Annotated in this window: 23 protein-coding genes, 1 tRNA gene and 1 pseudogene; 11 read left to right on the top strand and 14 right to left on the bottom strand. The window is 69.4% G+C overall.

The genetic code is table 11. From position 1 onward, the window contains the following. Positions 1–6: 6 nt before the first annotated feature. From CBM981_RS00630 to CBM981_RS00620, 3 genes are all read right to left on the bottom strand, one after another. Positions 7–426, bottom strand: coding sequence for a hypothetical protein (locus CBM981_RS00630; RefSeq protein WP_225867450.1), 420 nt, complete (start codon positions 424–426; stop codon positions 7–9). 60 nt (positions 427–486) lie between these two features. Further along, positions 487–1,353 carry a LysM domain-containing protein gene (locus CBM981_RS00625; RefSeq protein WP_087066793.1) on the bottom strand — a complete coding sequence of 289 codons (867 nt, stop codon included), beginning with the start codon at positions 1,351–1,353 and terminating at the stop codon, positions 487–489. Between the two features lie 92 nt (positions 1,354–1,445). Continuing rightward, positions 1,446–1,529: transfer RNA gene (locus CBM981_RS00620), tRNA-Leu, on the bottom strand. A gap of 43 nt (positions 1,530–1,572) precedes the next feature. Between CBM981_RS00620 and ndhL the strand changes: the two genes are divergently transcribed. The 6 genes and pseudogenes from ndhL to CBM981_RS16125 all read left to right on the top strand — a co-directional run. Continuing rightward, a complete protein-coding gene (gene ndhL / locus CBM981_RS00615; protein ID WP_369801653.1) occupies positions 1,573–1,824 on the top strand; it encodes an NAD(P)H-quinone oxidoreductase subunit L in 252 nt (83 codons plus the stop codon). Next, complete coding sequence (locus CBM981_RS00610; RefSeq protein ID WP_369801652.1) at positions 1,821–2,234, top strand: DUF3007 family protein; 414 nt, start codon at positions 1,821–1,823, stop codon at positions 2,232–2,234. Before ndhL ends, CBM981_RS00610 begins: the two co-directional genes overlap by 4 nt. A 28-nt stretch (positions 2,235–2,262) precedes the next feature. Beyond that, a complete protein-coding gene (gene trpA / locus CBM981_RS00605) occupies positions 2,263–3,078 on the top strand; it encodes a tryptophan synthase subunit alpha (protein ID WP_087066792.1) in 816 nt (271 codons plus the stop codon). 21 nt (positions 3,079–3,099) lie between these two features. Beyond that, the gene (locus CBM981_RS00600; protein WP_087066790.1) at positions 3,100–3,711 is read left to right on the top strand and encodes a DUF938 domain-containing protein; all 612 of its coding nucleotides are present in this window, start codon (positions 3,100–3,102) and stop codon (positions 3,709–3,711) included. Continuing rightward, entirely contained in the window at positions 3,708–4,490 is a 783-nt protein-coding gene (locus CBM981_RS00595; protein WP_087066788.1) for a class I SAM-dependent methyltransferase, read from the top strand. Before CBM981_RS00600 ends, CBM981_RS00595 begins: the two co-directional genes overlap by 4 nt. Before the next feature lie 14 nt (positions 4,491–4,504). Beyond that, a pseudogene (locus CBM981_RS16125) lies at positions 4,505–4,576 on the top strand (DUF2256 domain-containing protein); the annotation flags it as partial. A 26-nt stretch (positions 4,577–4,602) separates the two neighbouring features. Here the strand turns inward: CBM981_RS16125 and CBM981_RS00585 are convergent. Further along, positions 4,603–5,910: an aminotransferase class I/II-fold pyridoxal phosphate-dependent enzyme gene (locus CBM981_RS00585; RefSeq protein ID WP_087066786.1), complete on the bottom strand. Its 1,308-nt coding sequence runs from the start codon at positions 5,908–5,910 to the stop codon at positions 4,603–4,605. Between the two features lie 27 nt (positions 5,911–5,937). Further along, complete coding sequence (locus tag CBM981_RS00580) at positions 5,938–6,207, bottom strand: hypothetical protein (RefSeq protein WP_087066785.1); 270 nt, start codon at positions 6,205–6,207, stop codon at positions 5,938–5,940. Between the two features lie 128 nt (positions 6,208–6,335). Between CBM981_RS00580 and CBM981_RS00575 the strand changes: the two genes are divergently transcribed. Next, positions 6,336–6,605 (top strand): YciI family protein, encoded by a 270-nt coding sequence (locus tag CBM981_RS00575; RefSeq protein WP_087066783.1) that lies wholly within the window; start codon positions 6,336–6,338, stop codon positions 6,603–6,605. A gap of 24 nt (positions 6,606–6,629) precedes the next feature. Here the strand turns inward: CBM981_RS00575 and CBM981_RS00570 are convergent, their stop codons facing one another. Then, complete coding sequence (locus tag CBM981_RS00570; RefSeq protein ID WP_225867607.1) at positions 6,630–6,944, bottom strand: c-type cytochrome; 315 nt, start codon at positions 6,942–6,944, stop codon at positions 6,630–6,632. A 140-nt stretch (positions 6,945–7,084) separates the two neighbouring features. Then, complete coding sequence (locus CBM981_RS00565) at positions 7,085–7,450, bottom strand: AbrB family transcriptional regulator (RefSeq protein ID WP_087066779.1); 366 nt, start codon at positions 7,448–7,450, stop codon at positions 7,085–7,087. Positions 7,451–7,700: 250 nt separating this feature from the next. On the opposite strand from CBM981_RS00565, the gene CBM981_RS00560 reads away from it, so the two are divergent. Both CBM981_RS00560 and CBM981_RS00555 read left to right on the top strand, forming a co-directional pair. Next, positions 7,701–8,141 (top strand): GNAT family N-acetyltransferase, encoded by a 441-nt coding sequence (locus CBM981_RS00560; RefSeq protein ID WP_225867449.1) that lies wholly within the window; start codon positions 7,701–7,703, stop codon positions 8,139–8,141. Next, the gene (locus CBM981_RS00555; protein ID WP_087069076.1) at positions 8,134–8,664 is read left to right on the top strand and encodes a Nif11 domain/cupin domain-containing protein; all 531 of its coding nucleotides are present in this window, start codon (positions 8,134–8,136) and stop codon (positions 8,662–8,664) included. The genes CBM981_RS00560 and CBM981_RS00555 overlap by 8 nt, the downstream gene beginning before the upstream one ends. Here CBM981_RS00555 and CBM981_RS00550 read toward each other — a convergent pair. From CBM981_RS00550 to CBM981_RS00530, 5 genes are read right to left on the bottom strand one after another with little or no spacing between them, the layout of a single operon-like run. After that, on the bottom strand, positions 8,600–9,127 hold the full coding sequence (locus CBM981_RS00550) for a phosphate-starvation-inducible PsiE family protein (RefSeq protein WP_369801651.1): 528 nt from the start codon (positions 9,125–9,127) through the stop codon (positions 8,600–8,602). The two genes, CBM981_RS00555 and CBM981_RS00550, sit on opposite strands and share 65 nt — an antisense overlap. A gap of 38 nt (positions 9,128–9,165) precedes the next feature. Continuing rightward, on the bottom strand, positions 9,166–9,462 hold the full coding sequence (locus CBM981_RS00545) for a hypothetical protein (RefSeq protein WP_157665277.1): 297 nt from the start codon (positions 9,460–9,462) through the stop codon (positions 9,166–9,168). A 42-nt stretch (positions 9,463–9,504) separates the two neighbouring features. Next, positions 9,505–9,849, bottom strand: coding sequence for a hypothetical protein (locus tag CBM981_RS00540; protein ID WP_087069074.1), 345 nt, complete (start codon positions 9,847–9,849; stop codon positions 9,505–9,507). Between the two features lie 5 nt (positions 9,850–9,854). Further along, positions 9,855–10,220: a YkvA family protein gene (locus CBM981_RS00535; protein ID WP_087069073.1), complete on the bottom strand. Its 366-nt coding sequence runs from the start codon at positions 10,218–10,220 to the stop codon at positions 9,855–9,857. Positions 10,221–10,259: 39 nt separating this feature from the next. After that, entirely contained in the window at positions 10,260–11,180 is a 921-nt protein-coding gene (locus tag CBM981_RS00530) for a sigma-70 family RNA polymerase sigma factor (RefSeq protein WP_087066775.1), read from the bottom strand. A gap of 181 nt (positions 11,181–11,361) precedes the next feature. Between CBM981_RS00530 and CBM981_RS00525 the strand changes: the two genes are divergently transcribed. Together CBM981_RS00525 and CBM981_RS00520 are read left to right on the top strand one after the other, a co-directional pair. Beyond that, positions 11,362–11,874 carry a DUF2214 family protein gene (locus CBM981_RS00525; RefSeq protein WP_087066774.1) on the top strand — a complete coding sequence of 171 codons (513 nt, stop codon included), beginning with the start codon at positions 11,362–11,364 and terminating at the stop codon, positions 11,872–11,874. A 32-nt stretch (positions 11,875–11,906) separates the two neighbouring features. After that, positions 11,907–12,677 carry a peptidase gene (locus CBM981_RS00520; protein ID WP_225867448.1) on the top strand — a complete coding sequence of 257 codons (771 nt, stop codon included), beginning with the start codon at positions 11,907–11,909 and terminating at the stop codon, positions 12,675–12,677. A 12-nt stretch (positions 12,678–12,689) separates the two neighbouring features. Here CBM981_RS00520 and CBM981_RS00515 read toward each other — a convergent pair whose 3' ends face one another. Beyond that, on the bottom strand, positions 12,690–13,526 hold the full coding sequence (locus CBM981_RS00515; protein WP_225867447.1) for a metal ABC transporter permease: 837 nt from the start codon (positions 13,524–13,526) through the stop codon (positions 12,690–12,692). Beyond that, positions 13,523–14,392 (bottom strand): metal ABC transporter ATP-binding protein, encoded by an 870-nt coding sequence (locus tag CBM981_RS00510; RefSeq protein WP_225867446.1) that lies wholly within the window; start codon positions 14,390–14,392, stop codon positions 13,523–13,525. The genes CBM981_RS00515 and CBM981_RS00510 overlap by 4 nt, the downstream gene beginning before the upstream one ends. Positions 14,393–14,399: the final 7 nt, after the last annotated feature.

Below are 14,399 nucleotides of genomic sequence, written 5' to 3'. Positions count from 1 at the left end.
GCTGGCTCAGGGCTGCACCCCCCATGGCCTCCAGCCCGACTGGCGGAAGATCGCGTAGGCCACGCTGCTGTTCACCACGGGATCGAGCAGCTCCTCGGGGCTGCGGATGCCCATGGCAGCGATGAGGCTGCGGTTGGCGGCGTAGTGGATCTGGAAGAGGCCGAAGCAGTCGCCTCCACAACCCCGGGCTGTCGGCATGAGGCCGCTCTCCAGGTGGGCCAGACGGATGGCACTGTCCATGTGCTCCTCCGGCCACACCTGACGGATGGCCTGCAGGGCATCGGAGCGCGGCGTTTCACTGGCCCGGACGGCCTGACCCGGACCGGGAAGCCCGAACCCGAGTGGCAAGGTCCCGACAAGAAGGAGCCGGATGATCAGCCTGGGCAGCAGCCTGGGGGCGCCGGCTGGGGACACACGGGATGGCATGCCCGGTGGAGGCCTGGAACTGGCCCGAACGGTATCGGCCTGCAGGCGGGCTGGCCAGGGTCAGAGGCCAGGCCCGGCGGTCGGGGGCGGGATGGTGCTGTCGGTCGGATCCTTCACCTGCTCGCAGAGGTCCAGCACGATCTGCTGGGCCACCGAGCGGGGGGTGGGCACGGTCCACTCCTGCCAGGCGCCATCCACGCGCCAGGTCTGCCGGAGAGTGCTGCACTGCACCGCCACGGCCGTGGCCTTGGCCCGCACCGCACCCACGTCATCAGCGGAGGGCTGCACCACCGTGACCCTGAGGCCACCGGGGTGGAGCTTCCAGCCCCCCCAGTCCACCAGGGTGTTGCCGAAGTAGCGCCAGCGGCCCTCACCAGGCTGGGCGGGATCGGCGGCGGCGGCCGCCGGCTGGGCGGCAGGAGTGGCCTCGGGCTTCGCAGCTGGCCCTGCCGCCGGCTGGGCTGGCTGCTGGACTGGATGCTGGGCTTTGGCGGGTGCGGCCTGGGCAGGTGGCGCCTTGGCCGCTGGCGCCTTGGCGGGCGGTTGCTTGGCGGGTGCTGGCGCGGCTGGTTTGGCGGCTGGTTTCGGGGTTGGTTTGGCGGCCGCAGGCCTGGGCTTCGTGACTGGTGGCAGCTTGAGCACCTGGTCGATCTGCAGCGTGCGGGGATCGGTGATGCCGTTGAGCTTCTGCAGTGCCTCCACCGATACGCCATGACGTCCGGCGAGCACCTCCAGCGTGTCCCCCTCCTTCACCTTGATCGTGCGCGGCTTGGCAGCCGCCTGGGCCTGGGCGGGCGGGGGAGCGGGCAGCAGCACCACGCCGGCCATGGCGCATGCCAGCAGGGCCGCCGCTGCCATGGCCGCCCGGGGGCCGGGGATGGCTCGTGGCTGCTGGGCTGGGAGCTGCTGGGCTGGGGATCGTTGCATCAGCCTGACGGCCTGGGCTCATGTTCGACCCTAGTGGGAGGCTCTGGCCTGGTCCACGCCGGCTGGTGCCAGGACGCACCATGGAGGAGGCATGGGGGCAGGGGGACTTGAACCCCCACAACCTCGCGGTCTGCGGATTTTAAGTCCGCTGCGTCTACCGATTCCGCCATGCCCCCGGCCCGGGCACTTTAGATTTGCCCGATCCACGCCACCGCGGCTGTGCCCCTGTTCGGTTCCCTCGGTTCGATCTCCGGCGACACCCTGCTGGTGCTTGGCCTCTACCTGGCCCTGGGCGGGGCCTACCTGGTGGCCGTCCCCCTGGCCCTCTACGCCTGGATGGTGAAGCGCTGGACCGTGATGGGCAAGCTCGAGCGCTTCGGCGTCTACGGCCTGGTGTTCCTCTTCTTTCCCGGGTTGATCCTCTTCGCCCCGTTCATCAACCTGCGGATGGCCGGCCAGGGCGCCCGATGACCAAGGGCCAATCCCTGCTGCTGGGACTGGCGGTGCTGGGCCTTGGCGCCATCGGCTATGCCCTGTTCCAGGCCAACGGCTTCGAAGGCTTCTCCGCCGGCATCGGCGCCTCCACCCTGTTGATGGTGGTGGTGGTGGGCTGGACGGCCAGCTACCTGTTCCGGGCTGTGAGCGGCAACATGACCTACATGCAGCAGCGCCGCAGCTACCGCGCCGCCTACGACGCCGCCACCACCGCGGAGCTGCAGCGCAAATTCGAAGCCCTCAGCCCGGAGGAGCAGCTGCGATTGCTGCGTGAAACAGGCCAGCTGGCGGCAGAGGGCCCCGACCCCGACGACGGCGGCATCGAGCCGAGCGGCACGGTTCCGGGCCCGGCGGTTGAGGGCGGGGCTGTTCAGGGCGAGGCATAGGCTCACAGGCCGAACCCCATCCGCCGCTGTGTCCGCCGCCCCCACCCTGATCCAGCAGCGTTTCAGCCATCTGCAGGAGCAGGGCCGCTGCGCCCTGATGCCGTTCCTGATGGCGGGCGATCCGGATCTCGCCACCACTCGGGCCACCCTGCTGGCCCTGCAGGCCGCCGGGGCGGATCTGGTGGAGCTGGGCATTCCCTACAGCGATCCGCTCGCCGATGGTCCCGTGATCCAGGCCGCCGCCAGCCGGGCGCTGGCCGCTGCCACCACCCCGGCGAGGGTGCTGGAGATGCTGGCCGGGCTGCGGGGGGAACTCACCCTGCCGGTGGTGCTGTTCACCTACAGCAACCCCCTGCTCAACCGGGGGATGGACGCCTTCTGCCGCGATGCGGCTACCGCCGGAGCCGCCGGGCTGGTGGTGCCGGATCTTCCCTTGGAGGAAGCCGAGAAACTCTCCGGCATCGCCGCCGCCCACGGCCTGGATCTGGTGCTGCTGGTGGCCCCCACAACCCCGCCCGCCCGGATGGAGCGAATCCACCACGCCAGCCGTGGCTTCACCTATCTGGTGAGCGTCACCGGCGTGACGGGGGTGCGCACCAGCCTGGAGTCCCGCGTGGGGCCGCTGGTGCAGCAACTCAAGGCACAGGGTGGCACCCCGGTGGCGGTGGGGTTCGGAATCTCGGGTCCTGAGCAGGCGCGCCAGGTGCGCGACTGGGGCGCCGACGGCGCCATCGTGGGCAGTGCCCTGGTGAAGGTGATGGCGGCAGCCCATGACGAAGGACACGATGTGGCCGCCGCCGCCGCGGGCTTCTGTACCGCGCTGCGGAGCGGCCTGGACGCATGAAGGTTCCCCCCAGCCGCCGCGATGCTGTTTTCCCCAGCCTGTGAGCGCAACCGCTCCCCCATCCTGGCGGTGCTGCGCCGCTGGCTGCCGGCGGGGAGCACCGTGCTCGAGGTGGGCTCGGGCAGCGGCCAGCATGCCGTGTTCTTCACGCAGGAGATCCCCAGGCTGATCTGGCAGCCCAGCGAACAGGCCAGCGGCGTGCCCCCCCTCCAGGAGCGGATCGCGCTGGAGGGATCGCTGCGGCCCGCCCCTGGCTCCCGGCTGCTGCCGGCCCTCAGCCTCGCCGTGGACGCCACCGACGCCTGGCCGGCCGGCCCCTACAGCGCAGTGTTCAGCGCCAACACGGCCCACATCATGGGGGAATCCACGGTGGCGGCCTTTCTCGCCGGCAGTGCCCGGGTGCTGGCGCCCGGAGGCCGGCTGCTGCTCTACGGCCCCTTCAGCGACAACGGCGTGCACACGGCGGAGAGCAACGCGGCCTTCGACGCCCATCTGCGCAGCCTCGACCCCGCCATGGGGGTCCGTGACACGGTGGAGCTGCACAGGCTGGCAGGCCGCAGCGGGCTGGAGCCCCTGGCGGACGTCCCCCTGCCTGCCAACAACCGGATCCTGATCTGGAGCCGGCGGGGATGAACCACTCCACGCAGGCGAGCGATGTGTTCGGTGCGGTGGCGGCCGCCTACGCCCGCCACCGCCTCACCTATCCGGCCGCTTTCTTCGACGCGTTCGCCGCCCGCCTGCCCGCCGGGGCCAGGGTGTGGGACTGCGGCTGCGGCAGCGGCCAGGCTGCCCTGGATCTGGCGGCCCGGAACGTGAGCGTGATCGCCACCGATGCCAGCGCCGAGCAGCTCGGCGCCGCCCGCCGCCATCCCCTGGTGACCTACCGCCAGGCCAGGGCCGAAGCCAGCGGTCTCGGGACGGCCAGCGTCGATGGGGTGGTGGTGGCCGCGGCGCTGCACTGGTTCGAGCTGGAGGCCTTCAACGCCGAGGTGCTGCGCGTGGCGCGGCCCGGAGCCCTGCTCGCCTGGATCGGCTACCTGCCACTGTCTCTGCCGCACCGGCAGCTGCAGCAGATCCTCGAGCACTTCCGCAGCGTCACCCTGGGCCCGTGGTGGGCTCCGTCCTGCGCCTGGGTGGAGGCCGGTTACCGCAACCTGCCCTTTCCGGCCCGGGAAGACCCCTTCCCCGCAGGCCTCTGGATCGAGCGCCGCTGGACGCTCCCGCAGCTGATCGCCCACCTCGGCACCACCTCAGCGGTGCAGCGCAGCCGCACCGCTGGCCTCGACCTGCTCACCCCGCTCCAGGCCAGCCTCCAACCCCTGTGGCCCGAGCGGGGAGACGGCGCCCTCCCCCTGCGCTGGCCGTTCATGGGGCGGTGGGGCACCCTTCCTGGGGCTGCGCCGGCAGCCTGAAGAACGATCCCTCCATGCCCCACCACCAGAACCGCCCCACCAAGCTCTGCGCCTTCTGCGGCCGCCCCTTCCAGTGGCGGCGCAAGTGGAAAACGGTGTGGGAGGAGGTGCGCTACTGCTCCGAGCGCTGCCGCACCAGTGCCCGCACGCCCGCGAACAGACGCCGCAGGGCTTCCTCCAGCTCCGACTCGGACAACAACCCGTAACTGAGCCGCAGCACCGCACCACCCACCGACACGCCGCAGGCCGGCGCGGCGAGGCCGAAGCACTCCCCCGCGATGGTGGCCACCCGGTGCTCCAGCACCAGCTGCCGCATCAGCGCCAGCCCTCCCCCGGCGGCCCCTGCCCACCCACCGGCCTCCACCGCCAGCAGGCCATAGAAGGCTCCCTCCGGCTGGGCGAGCAGCCGCAGCGGCAGCCCCTCCGCCCGGGCCCCGGCAACGGCGGCGAGCAGCTGACGGCGCCGATCCGCAAGGGCACGGATGTGGGGGGCACACCAGGCAGGTCCGGCCTCAAGGGCGGCCACGGCCGCCCGCTGCATCAGCCGCGGAGGGCAGATCAGCACAGTGTCCTGCACCTTGGCCAGCGCCTCGGCCAGCTGGCGCGGCGCCGCCATGAAGCCGACCCGCCAGCCGGCCATGCCATAGGCCTTGGAGAGGGTCTGCAGCGTCACGGTGTGGGTGCCACTGCCGGGCAGCGCCCCGGGGCTCCAGTGGGGCTCGGTGCCATGCACGAACAGGGCATAGGCCTCGTCGGAGATGTGGAGCAGGCCGTGCCGGGCGCAGAGGGCATTGATCTCCGCCAGCACGGACCGCGGCATGACCACGCCGCTGGGGTTGTTGGGTGACACCGTCACGATGGCCCGGGTCCGGGGTGTGATCGCGGCGGCCAGGCGATCGGGGTCGGGAATCAGACCGGCGTCCACGGGCACGGGGCGGCCACCGGCCAGCTGGATCGCCATCACGTGGTTGAAGTAGTACGGCAGGGGCAGGATCACCTCCGCCTCGCTGTCGCAGATCACCTGGGCAATGGCGTGGAACGCCATGTTGCTGCCGGCGGTGGCCATCAGGGTGCTGGCCGACAGGTCGATGCCGTGGTGGCCGCGCAGGAGGGTGGCGAGGGCGGCCAGCAGCTCCGGATCTCCGGCCACCGCCCCGTAGTGATCCAGCGGGGCGCCCGCAGCTGCCGCGGCGGCCACCACCTCCCCGACGGCCTCTCCGACGACCTCCCCGACAGCGTCTCGGAAAGCCTCTCCGACAGCCTCGGCCACGGCCGCTGGAGGGCCCCAGCCCACCATGCCCTGGGCCAGGGAGAGGGTGCCCGGTGTGCGGGCCACCAGGGCCGCCAGTTCGGGGATCACCGGACGGAGCACCGCCTCCAGCCGGGCAGCCGGGCCGGGACCTGCGGGAACCACCGTCATCACCCCCTCAGCCCCGGCGAGGGGGCCTCAGAGGTTGTACTTCTTGGCGGTGCGGGCCTTGCAGGTGGCCTTGGCCTGTTCCTGGGTCTTGCGGTTCTTCATCTCCTGCACCACGCAGTCACAGGTGTAGTCGGCCATGCCAGCGGGGGCGGGCTTGCCGGACGCCTTCACCTCCTGGTCCACCGCGGCCAGGCAGTACTTGCGGATCATGAAATCCATCATGTTGGCCTGGGCCGGCACGCCGGCCGGCATCACACCGGTGGCCAGGATCAGCAGGGCGGCAGCGCGCTTGAGCATCGGTTCGGAGACGGCACAACGGGGATTCATTCCTATCACCGCCGGAGCAGCGGACCGAACTCCAGGCCGGCCGCACGTTCCGGTTTGCCGACCGGCCTGGATAAGGTCAGCACAGCAACAGCGACGCCATGGCCCGCTTCGTCCTGTGGGGCACCTACTGCGACAACGCCCTTGAGAAACGCACCCCGTTCCGAGACGAGCACCTTGCCGGCCTGCAGCGGCAACAGGACGCCGGCACGCTGATCACGCTGGGTCCCACCGAGGGCAGCACCCATGTGTTCGGGATCTATGAGGCCGAGTCACGCGAACAGGTGGAGGCCCTGGTGCACAACGATGTCTACTGGCGCCATGGAATCTGGACACAGGTGGAAGTTCATCCCTGGATCCAGGCCTTCTGAAACCATCCCGGCGCAGACCATGCCTCAGGTGCGCGGCCAGTCCGCCTGGGCCTGATCCCACACCCAGCGGGCCACGGCCCGGACGCCCTCCTCTCCGAGCACGTCACCGTACCCGCCCATCTGGCCGATCCCGGCTGCGGCAATGGCAGCGATCGCCTGCTCGGATGCCACCCCCTGGCGCTCAAGGGCGGCCAGGCGCAGGGTCTTGCGGCGACGGATGATGTTGCCGCCGTTGACATGACAGCCGGCACAGTGATTCTCGAAAAGCCTGGCTCCATCCGCTGATGGGCCCGCCGCTGCAGCGGGCTGCAGCGCGGTGAACAGAACGAGGCCAATCATCACCAGCGCGACCGCCGAGCGCCTGAACCAGGGATGCATCACGCGCAGCATGGGAAGACAACAGGAATAGCCCGCCAGAAGCGGCAAGGCCACTGGCAGGCGCGGGCGTGGCCCCGGGGGAAGTCAGGGCGCGGGATGGATCACTCCTCGTCTTCGTCGGTGGCTCCGGCGGGGATCAGGCGAATCTGCTTGCGACCCAGCTTGATCTCAAACTCATCGCCGGGCTTGAGGTCCAGCAGGGCGGTGTAGGCCTTGCCGATCAGCAGGTTGCCGTTGCCCTGAACGGTGGCCACATAGCTGAGCTTGCGACCACCCTTGCCCACTTTGCCGGAGCCACCGAGCTCCACGCCCTTGGCTTCGAGCAGAGCTTCGTAGAAGGCCGTGAAGTTGAGGCGCTCTCCGCCATCCTTCTTGGTGGAGACGTAACCGCAGGCACGGACGATCTCCGACTTGGTCACATCACCAAGTTCCTTGACCTTGGCGAGCAGTTCAGATCCGGTGAGCATTGATCGGGGTGGCAGTAGGGGGAATATTCCCTCTGTGACATCTGAAATTTACACCACCGCATGCTGATGACAAGGATGGGGAGAGAGGATCGCTGTCGGCCGACAAATTAGTGTTGGCTCGGGCCCCGACCCGCAGGAGCGTGAACCGGGTGATAGAACACGCCCAGCTCCCCACGGGTGGATGAACCACTTGCGCTTACTGGACGCCGGGGACCTGAATCAACTGGTTGCGGTGTATGAGGACGCGGTGATGACCCAGACCGTTCGCCTCTACACACCGCGTCAGATTGAGGCCTGGTCGGCCCATGCCAGTCGAAGCAATCTGATCGCACGCAGCCTGCAGGCTGGCTACGGCGTTGGCTGCTTCCGGCAGGAACATCCACCCTGCCTTCAAGCCTTCGGCATTCTTGACCCCCCCGACCGCCTTGCCCTGCTCTACTGCCGAGGTTCAGCCAGCCGTCAGGGACATGCCAGCGCCATTCTCGATCGGCTGGAAGCCAGGGCGCATGACACCGGGATTGCCCAACTTCGCACCGAAGCCAGCCAGCTCTCCAGGCCCCTGCTGCTGCGGCGGGGATGGCGGGTGGAGGCGGAAGAAACCGTGGAGATCGGCGGGGAGAGCTTCGTGCGCTGGCGCATGATCAAAGCCCTGTCTCCCTCGCCTGCCGGCGGTGATCGCGGCCGTGGCTGAAGCCCAACTGCAGCAATTCCTCGACAAGGTGCGCCAGCTCAATGCCTTCGTGGCACTGACCGAGGCGGATCCGGCCCTGCGCGACGCCCTGCGCGACTGCTCCCATCACCACCAGGTGGTGGCCCTGGCCCGGCAGTGTGGCTTTGAGATCGGTCGCCGCTGGGGGGAGCGGAACGCTCCGCTGCCCGCCGGTCCGAACCTGCTGGGAGGGCCCTGCCCTCCCCCCGGCCGGGAAACCAGCGAAATCCTGCTCCAGGGAGCTGACTGGAGACTGGAGAAAATTCACTCGTGCGAGGCCACCACCCCCAGCGGTGCCTGGTATGACCAGCAGGCCAGCGAATGGGTGACCCTGCTGCAGGGATCAGCCCTGCTCCAGTTCGCCGATGAAAGTGAGCCCAGGGCCCTGGGCCCCGGCGACAGTGTGCTGATCGCTCCCCATCGCCGCCACCGGGTGGAGGCTACCGATCCCGCCCCCGGATCCGTATGGCTGGCCCTGTTCTTCGGGGCGGCTTGCGCAGGGTGAGCGAGCGCACCAGCCAGTAGGCCGCGGCCAGGGCCAGCACCGCCACCCCCAGGCCGGCCAACAACTGGGGCTTGCTCTCGGCTCCGGCCGGCAGCACGATCACCTTCCGGGCCACGGCGGTCATCGCCGTGAGCAGCACCAGCTCGATCTGCACCACATGGCGGCGCAGATAGGAGGTGATGTTCTGCAGCACCTCCACGGCGATCAGCAGGTTGAGCAGATCGCCCAGCACCCGGTTCAGCTTGTCACCGAGCCAGGGGGTGTCCGGAACACTGAGGGCGAACCCCACCTGCCAGACCAGCTGAAAGGTGGCGGCCACCATCACCACCACCAGCACCAGCCCCAGCAGCTTGGCGAGCTGCTGCTCGGCGCGGTCGATCACATAGAGGTAATTGACATCGTCAAACAGCCGTTTGACCAGGGAGCGGAACCGGGGCAGGGGAGGGGCGGCGACGGCGCCCATATCTTGCATCACCACACCGTGACGGCCGCTCCGCGGACTCAGTTGTTGAACAGCTCGTACTGGGGGCGTGCCCTGGTATCGCCCGGCGGGTTCTCGAGCTCGGTGTCACAGGTGATCGCGCCATCAGGGGCAGTGACGCAGTTCATCGGTTTCACCTTGGTGGACGGCCCCACCGAGCTTCCCGGCCCCAGCAGGTAGCTCTCCGTCTGGGCCAGGCCGGTGCCCGGCACCAGCAGCACCGTGGCGATCACCAGGCCCCCGAGGAGCCGATCCCCACAGGTCGCGGGGCCCTGCTGGGCCGATCGCCTCCGGGGCAGGGAGTTCAAGGCTGCCATGGCTGAAAAGCTGCGCAATCGTTCCACTCTGGCGAAACCGGTTCAGTCGTGCCGCTCGCCACGGATCTCCTGCAACAACAGATCGAGCTGCCCGAGGGAGGCTTCGGCCTCCTCGGTCCTGCCGGCATGGCCGGCTGCAGGGGGGCTGGAAGCACTGTCGGCATCCTGGCGCTGCCAGCGATCTTCGATCGCACACAACTGGCCCGCCAGGCCAGCCAGCCCTTCGCCGTCGTAGGTGCGCTGGAGCTTCTCGAGCAGCACCGGCATCCGGATCGAACTGGCCTGCAGCGCCCGCCGCAGATCGGCCTGGGTGCGACCGGTGTGGCGCAACCAGTCCTTGAGGAACGCCTGGAGCTCTTCGAGCTGCTCAGGACTGAGGCTGGCCATCGGCATCACCGGCCCAGGGGGAACCAGCGATCCAGTCTGCGCTGCGCCCGCAGCCGGATCGCTTCGGTGCGATGACGACCACAGATTCCGAGCAGGGCGGTGAGGGCCACCAGATCATCGCTGAATCCGGCCACCGGGATGAAATCCGGAATCAGGTCGAGGGGGACGAGCAGGTAGGTGAGGGCCGCCAGCACCGTGAGCTTGGCCGGTGCGGGGGTGTCGTCATCCAGCAACAGCTCGAGGCATTCCAGGGCCGGCCTTGCCAGGGTGCGGCCGGCCCGGCGCAGGAGCTTCAGCAACAGGGCTTCGTCCAGAACGGTGCTCTCGAGCACTTCGCCCTCGAGCACCTCGGAATCAACGGACTGGGACACGGGCAGCAATGGCGGCCGACCCCGACATTGTGAAGGCGCTCAGGCGTCCACCAACCCGCACTCGATGCCGGTTTTCCGCAGTTTGCGCAGCGCCCGCTGCACCACCTGGCGGCAATACTCGCGGCTGCAGTCAAGCTGGCGGGCCACTTCGGCCAGGGTGCGCCACTCATGGCTCCCATCCAGCCCGAAGCGGAGCATCACCACCGTGCGCTCCTTCGGTGTGAGGTTGGAGCGTTCCAGCAGTTTCCACACGGAGGCGCTGCGCTCAGCCAGTTCGGCCCGCTCCATCGGAGCCAGCTCCGGGCTGGGCAGCACATCCACCAGTTCGGAGGGATCCGCCTTCGACTTCACCACCCCCTGGAGGCTCACGGTGATGCTGCGCAGTTCACAACCCAGCAGTTCTTCCACCTCCACGAGTGGGAGCTGCATCTCCCGGGCGAGGGCCTGGGGGCTGGGGGACACGCCCTGGGCCTGGAGGTAGCGGGCCTTGGCGGCCCTGAGACGGGTGAGCTTCTCATTCACGTTGACGGGAATCCGAATCGTGCGGCTCTGGGTGGAGAGCGCCCGGTTCAGACCCTGGCGGATCCACCAGTAGGCATAAGTGCTGAAACGGTGACCGCGGGTGGGGTCGTACTTCTCCACGGCGCGGGTCAGGCCCAGGGTGCCCTCCTGGATCAGATCGAGCAGGTCCAGCCCCTTGTTCTGGTAGCGCTTGGCCAGGTTCACCACCAGCCGCAGGTTCGCGGTGATCATCTGGTTCTTGGCCCGCTCGCCCAGCCGCAGCGTCCGCTTCTCCCGGTCATCGAACTCACAGGCCGGGCCCTGACCGCCGGCCTCACGGCAACGCTCCTGCAGCAGGGCCATTGCCTGCACCTTGCGGCCGAGGGTGAGCTCCTGTTCAGGTGTGAGCAGCTGGTGCCGGCCGATCTCCCCCAGATAAGCGCTCAACGAACTAACCATGTTTCCCGTACCCAGTGAAATGAACCTACGGACTTTTCAGGCCAAACAAGAAACCAGCAGAAAAGCTTCCAACTTTCCAATCTGTTCCTGAATTTCAGCAACACTTCAGCATCACACTGCAACGCCAGCCAACGGTGATGTGGGGCAGCCGCTACCATCCCGAACCCTTGACAACGCTGGGATGGCACTGCTGGCCGCACTTCCCTTCCACCTCCCCGATGGTGTGTTTCCACGGGCGGGGGTCGCCTACGTGCACTACCTGAGCTTCATGGTGTGCTTCGGGGCCTTGGTGCTGGAACGCCGGCTGATCGGGCCCAACCCCAGCCGTGAGAACGCCACCCTGATGGTGATCACCGACATCGTGTACGGGATCGCGGCTCTCGCCCTGCTTGGCAGCGGCATCCTGCGGGTGCTGGCCTACGGCCAGGGCAGCAGCTTTTACACCGAAAACCCCCTGTTCTGGTGGAAGGTGGGGCTGTATCTCTCGGTGGGGGCCCTGTCGCTCTACCCCACGATCACCTACATCCTCTGGGCCATCCCCCTGCGCAAGGGCGAGCTGCCGCAGGTGAGTGAGGCCCTGGCCGCAAGGCTGGGGTGGATCCTCAACATCGAGCTGGCCGGTTTCGCCCTGATTCCGCTGCTGGCCACCCTGATGGCCAGGGGGGTGGGGCTGCCCGGCACCGCCATCACCTGAGCGTCGCGTCGATGCACGTCCGCTTCCCTGGGATGCGGCCTCCACAGTCGGGCAGCCGCCCGGCGGTGCAGCGTCTCGCCGGGGCTGGTCTGCTGCCCCTGGTCGCCATCGCCGCTGCCGCGGGTGCGGCGATGGCGGCGCCACCTCCCCCATGGTCCGAGCCTTGCCCTGCGGCGATCGCTTCAGAAGCGCTGCCCCCAACGAAGGCCCCTGTTCCAGCAACTGCCCCAGCCGCCGGGCCGCCCGGCCAGCGCGATTACCGTGAGCTGCTGAAGGCCACCTCCCACGGCTGGCCCCGCCTCGATCAGTGGTGCGTCTGGATCGAACCGGGAGCCAGCGATGGGCCGATGGCCCGCTGGGACGGGCGCTGGCGCCAGGCCGTGGAGGCAGCTCTGGCGTCCTGGAACCAGCTGGTGCCGATCACCCAGGTGTCGAACCCCGACCAGGCCCAGGTGTGGATCAGGCGTCGGCGTCCACCACTGCGCAATGGCCGGGCCAGCCATGGCCGCGCCGAACTCTCCCTGCACCGCGTGCAACGCCAGGAGCAGTGGCGGCTGGAGCCCCGGGTGGTGGTGACCATCAGCCCCGGCCAGCGCGAGCTGGCCATCCAGGCCACCGCCCTGCACGAACTGGGCCACGCCTTTGGCCTCTGGGGCCACAGTGACGATCCTGAAGATGCGATGGCCGCGGTGCCGGGGGCCCGCCCGGTGCTGCACCTGAGTGAGCGCGATCGCGCCACCTTTCTCTGGCTCCAGAGTCAGCCGGCCCTCAGTGACCAGCCGCCGAGCACGCCAGGGGATTGATGGTGCGGAGCTTCAGCCAGCCGCAGCCTGGCGGCTGGAGAGCAGCAGCGCCAGCACGAAGGCCAGCAGCTGCACGATCACCACGCAGGGGCCGGAGGGGAGGTTGAACAGCCCCGAGGCGAGGATGCCGAGCAGGCCGCAGCTGCCGCCGGTGATGGCGGAGAGCCACAGGTAGCTGCCGAAGCCTGAGCTGATCTGGCGGGCGGCGCAGGCCGGGATCACCAGGAAGGCGCTGATCAGCAGCACACCCACCGCCTTGATCGAGAGGGCCACCACCACGGCCAGCACCACCATGAACAGCAGCCGTTGCCAGCCCACGGCCACGCCCCGGGCCGTGGCCATGGCGGGGTCGAGGGTGAGCAGGATCTGGCTGCGGCGGGTGGTCACGAGGTAGGCCAGCGCCAGGGCCAGCAGGGTGGCCAGCAGGGCCAGGTCGGCCCAGCCCACGGCCAGGATGTCGCCGAACAGCAGCTGCTCCAGCCGGCCCCGCTGGCCGGGCAGCGCCGTGAGCACCACCACCGCGATCGCCAGAGCCGAGGAGTACACCACATTCAGCAGGGCATCGGTGGGCAGCCGGCTGCGCTCCACCAGTCGCCCCACCAGCAGGGCGAAGCCCACCGCGAACGGAATCAGCACCAGGGTGGGGTTGAGCCCCAGCAGCAGCCCCAGCGAGATGCCGAGCAGGGCGGAATGGCCCAGGGCATCGCTGAAGAAGGAGAGCTGGCGCAGCACCGTGAAGCTGCCGAGCAGGCCGCCGAGGCTGCCGCTCAGCAGGCCGGCCAGCAGGGCCCGCTGCATGAAGGGGAACTGGAGCAGCTCCCCCAGGGGAGGCAGACCGGCCGGACTCATCCGAGCGTCGGCGCCGCCGGATCGTTGGGCGGAGTGAGATCGGTGTGGTGGTGCCGGTAGGGCAGGTAGGCCTCGCCGTACAGCAGCCGCAGCTGGGCGGGGCTGAGGGCGTGGTCGGGGCTGCCGCTGCAGCGCAGGGTGCGGTTCAGACAGAGCACCCGGTCACAGGTGCGCCGCACCATGGCGAGGTCATGGGACACCTGGAGCACAGCCCAGCCCTCACTGCGGCGCAGGTCGAACAGCAGGGCCTGGAACTGGTCGCAGGCCTGGGGATCGAGACCGGCCTGGGCCTCATCGAGCACCAGCAGGCGGCGGGGCCGCACCAGGCAGAAGGCGAGCTGCACCCGCTTCCACTGGCCGGGGGAGAGGCTGCTCACCAGGCGATCGGCCAGATCGGCCACGCCCGCCTTGGCCAGGGCTGCCCGGATGGCCGCGGAGCGGCCGCGGCGCCCTCCCCAGGGCCAGCGCAGGCCGAGCGCGTCCCAGCCCAGGCCCACGAACTCCGCGGCCGTGAGAGGAAACCGCCCCTGCACGGACACCTGCTGGGGCAGGTAGGCGAGCTGGGAGCGCACCGCCGCCGGCAGCCGTCCTTCAGGGGAGAGCGGCGCTCCCAGCACCGCCACCTCCCCGGACTGGCGCGGCAGCACCCCCAGCACGGCCCCCACCAGGGTGCTCTTGCCGGCGCCGTTGGGTCCGATCAGGGCAGTGTCGGATTCGGCCGCCAGGCTGAAACTGACATCCTGCACGGCAGCAGCGCTCACGCCCCCAGCGGCAGCGTCCAGGCGTCGTTCACGGGCCCAGCCCAGCCCTGCCGGGCCATCGCGGCGAACGGTGAGCCCCCGGACGTCGAGAACGGTTTCCATCATCAGTCCA

The sequence above is a fragment of the Cyanobium sp. NIES-981 genome, from assembly GCF_900088535.1.
In the GTDB taxonomy this organism is placed as follows: Bacteria; Cyanobacteriota; Cyanobacteriia; order PCC-6307; family Cyanobiaceae; genus NIES-981.
This window is presented reverse-complemented; position numbering and strand designations above follow the sequence as displayed.

Coding starts and splice junctions, on each gene's coding strand:
- CBM981_RS00630 (WP_225867450.1), bottom strand. CDS start 426: ATGCCATCCCGTGTGTCCCCAGCCGGCGCCCCCAGGCTGCTGCCCAGG.
- CBM981_RS00625 (WP_087066793.1), bottom strand. CDS start 1,353: ATGCAACGATCCCCAGCCCAGCAGCTCCCAGCCCAGCAGCCACGAGCC.
- CBM981_RS00610 (WP_369801652.1), top strand. CDS start 1,821: ATGACCAAGGGCCAATCCCTGCTGCTGGGACTGGCGGTGCTGGGCCTT.
- CBM981_RS00600 (WP_087066790.1), top strand. CDS start 3,100: ATGCTGTTTTCCCCAGCCTGTGAGCGCAACCGCTCCCCCATCCTGGCG.
- CBM981_RS00595 (WP_087066788.1), top strand. CDS start 3,708: ATGAACCACTCCACGCAGGCGAGCGATGTGTTCGGTGCGGTGGCGGCC.
- CBM981_RS00585 (WP_087066786.1), bottom strand. CDS start 5,910: ATGACGGTGGTTCCCGCAGGTCCCGGCCCGGCTGCCCGGCTGGAGGCG.
- CBM981_RS00580 (WP_087066785.1), bottom strand. CDS start 6,207: ATGCTCAAGCGCGCTGCCGCCCTGCTGATCCTGGCCACCGGTGTGATG.
- CBM981_RS00575 (WP_087066783.1), top strand. CDS start 6,336: ATGGCCCGCTTCGTCCTGTGGGGCACCTACTGCGACAACGCCCTTGAG.
- CBM981_RS00570 (WP_225867607.1), bottom strand. CDS start 6,944: ATGATTGGCCTCGTTCTGTTCACCGCGCTGCAGCCCGCTGCAGCGGCG.
- CBM981_RS00565 (WP_087066779.1), bottom strand. CDS start 7,450: ATGCTCACCGGATCTGAACTGCTCGCCAAGGTCAAGGAACTTGGTGAT.
- CBM981_RS00560 (WP_225867449.1), top strand. CDS start 7,701: ATGACCCAGACCGTTCGCCTCTACACACCGCGTCAGATTGAGGCCTGG.
- CBM981_RS00550 (WP_369801651.1), bottom strand. CDS start 9,127: ATGGGCGCCGTCGCCGCCCCTCCCCTGCCCCGGTTCCGCTCCCTGGTC.
- CBM981_RS00545 (WP_157665277.1), bottom strand. CDS start 9,462: ATGGCAGCCTTGAACTCCCTGCCCCGGAGGCGATCGGCCCAGCAGGGC.
- CBM981_RS00540 (WP_087069074.1), bottom strand. CDS start 9,849: ATGGCCAGCCTCAGTCCTGAGCAGCTCGAAGAGCTCCAGGCGTTCCTC.
- CBM981_RS00530 (WP_087066775.1), bottom strand. CDS start 11,180: ATGGTTAGTTCGTTGAGCGCTTATCTGGGGGAGATCGGCCGGCACCAG.
- CBM981_RS00525 (WP_087066774.1), top strand. CDS start 11,362: ATGGCACTGCTGGCCGCACTTCCCTTCCACCTCCCCGATGGTGTGTTT.
- CBM981_RS00520 (WP_225867448.1), top strand. CDS start 11,907: ATGCGGCCTCCACAGTCGGGCAGCCGCCCGGCGGTGCAGCGTCTCGCC.
- CBM981_RS00515 (WP_225867447.1), bottom strand. CDS start 13,526: ATGAGTCCGGCCGGTCTGCCTCCCCTGGGGGAGCTGCTCCAGTTCCCC.
- CBM981_RS00510 (WP_225867446.1), bottom strand. CDS start 14,392: ATGATGGAAACCGTTCTCGACGTCCGGGGGCTCACCGTTCGCCGCGAT.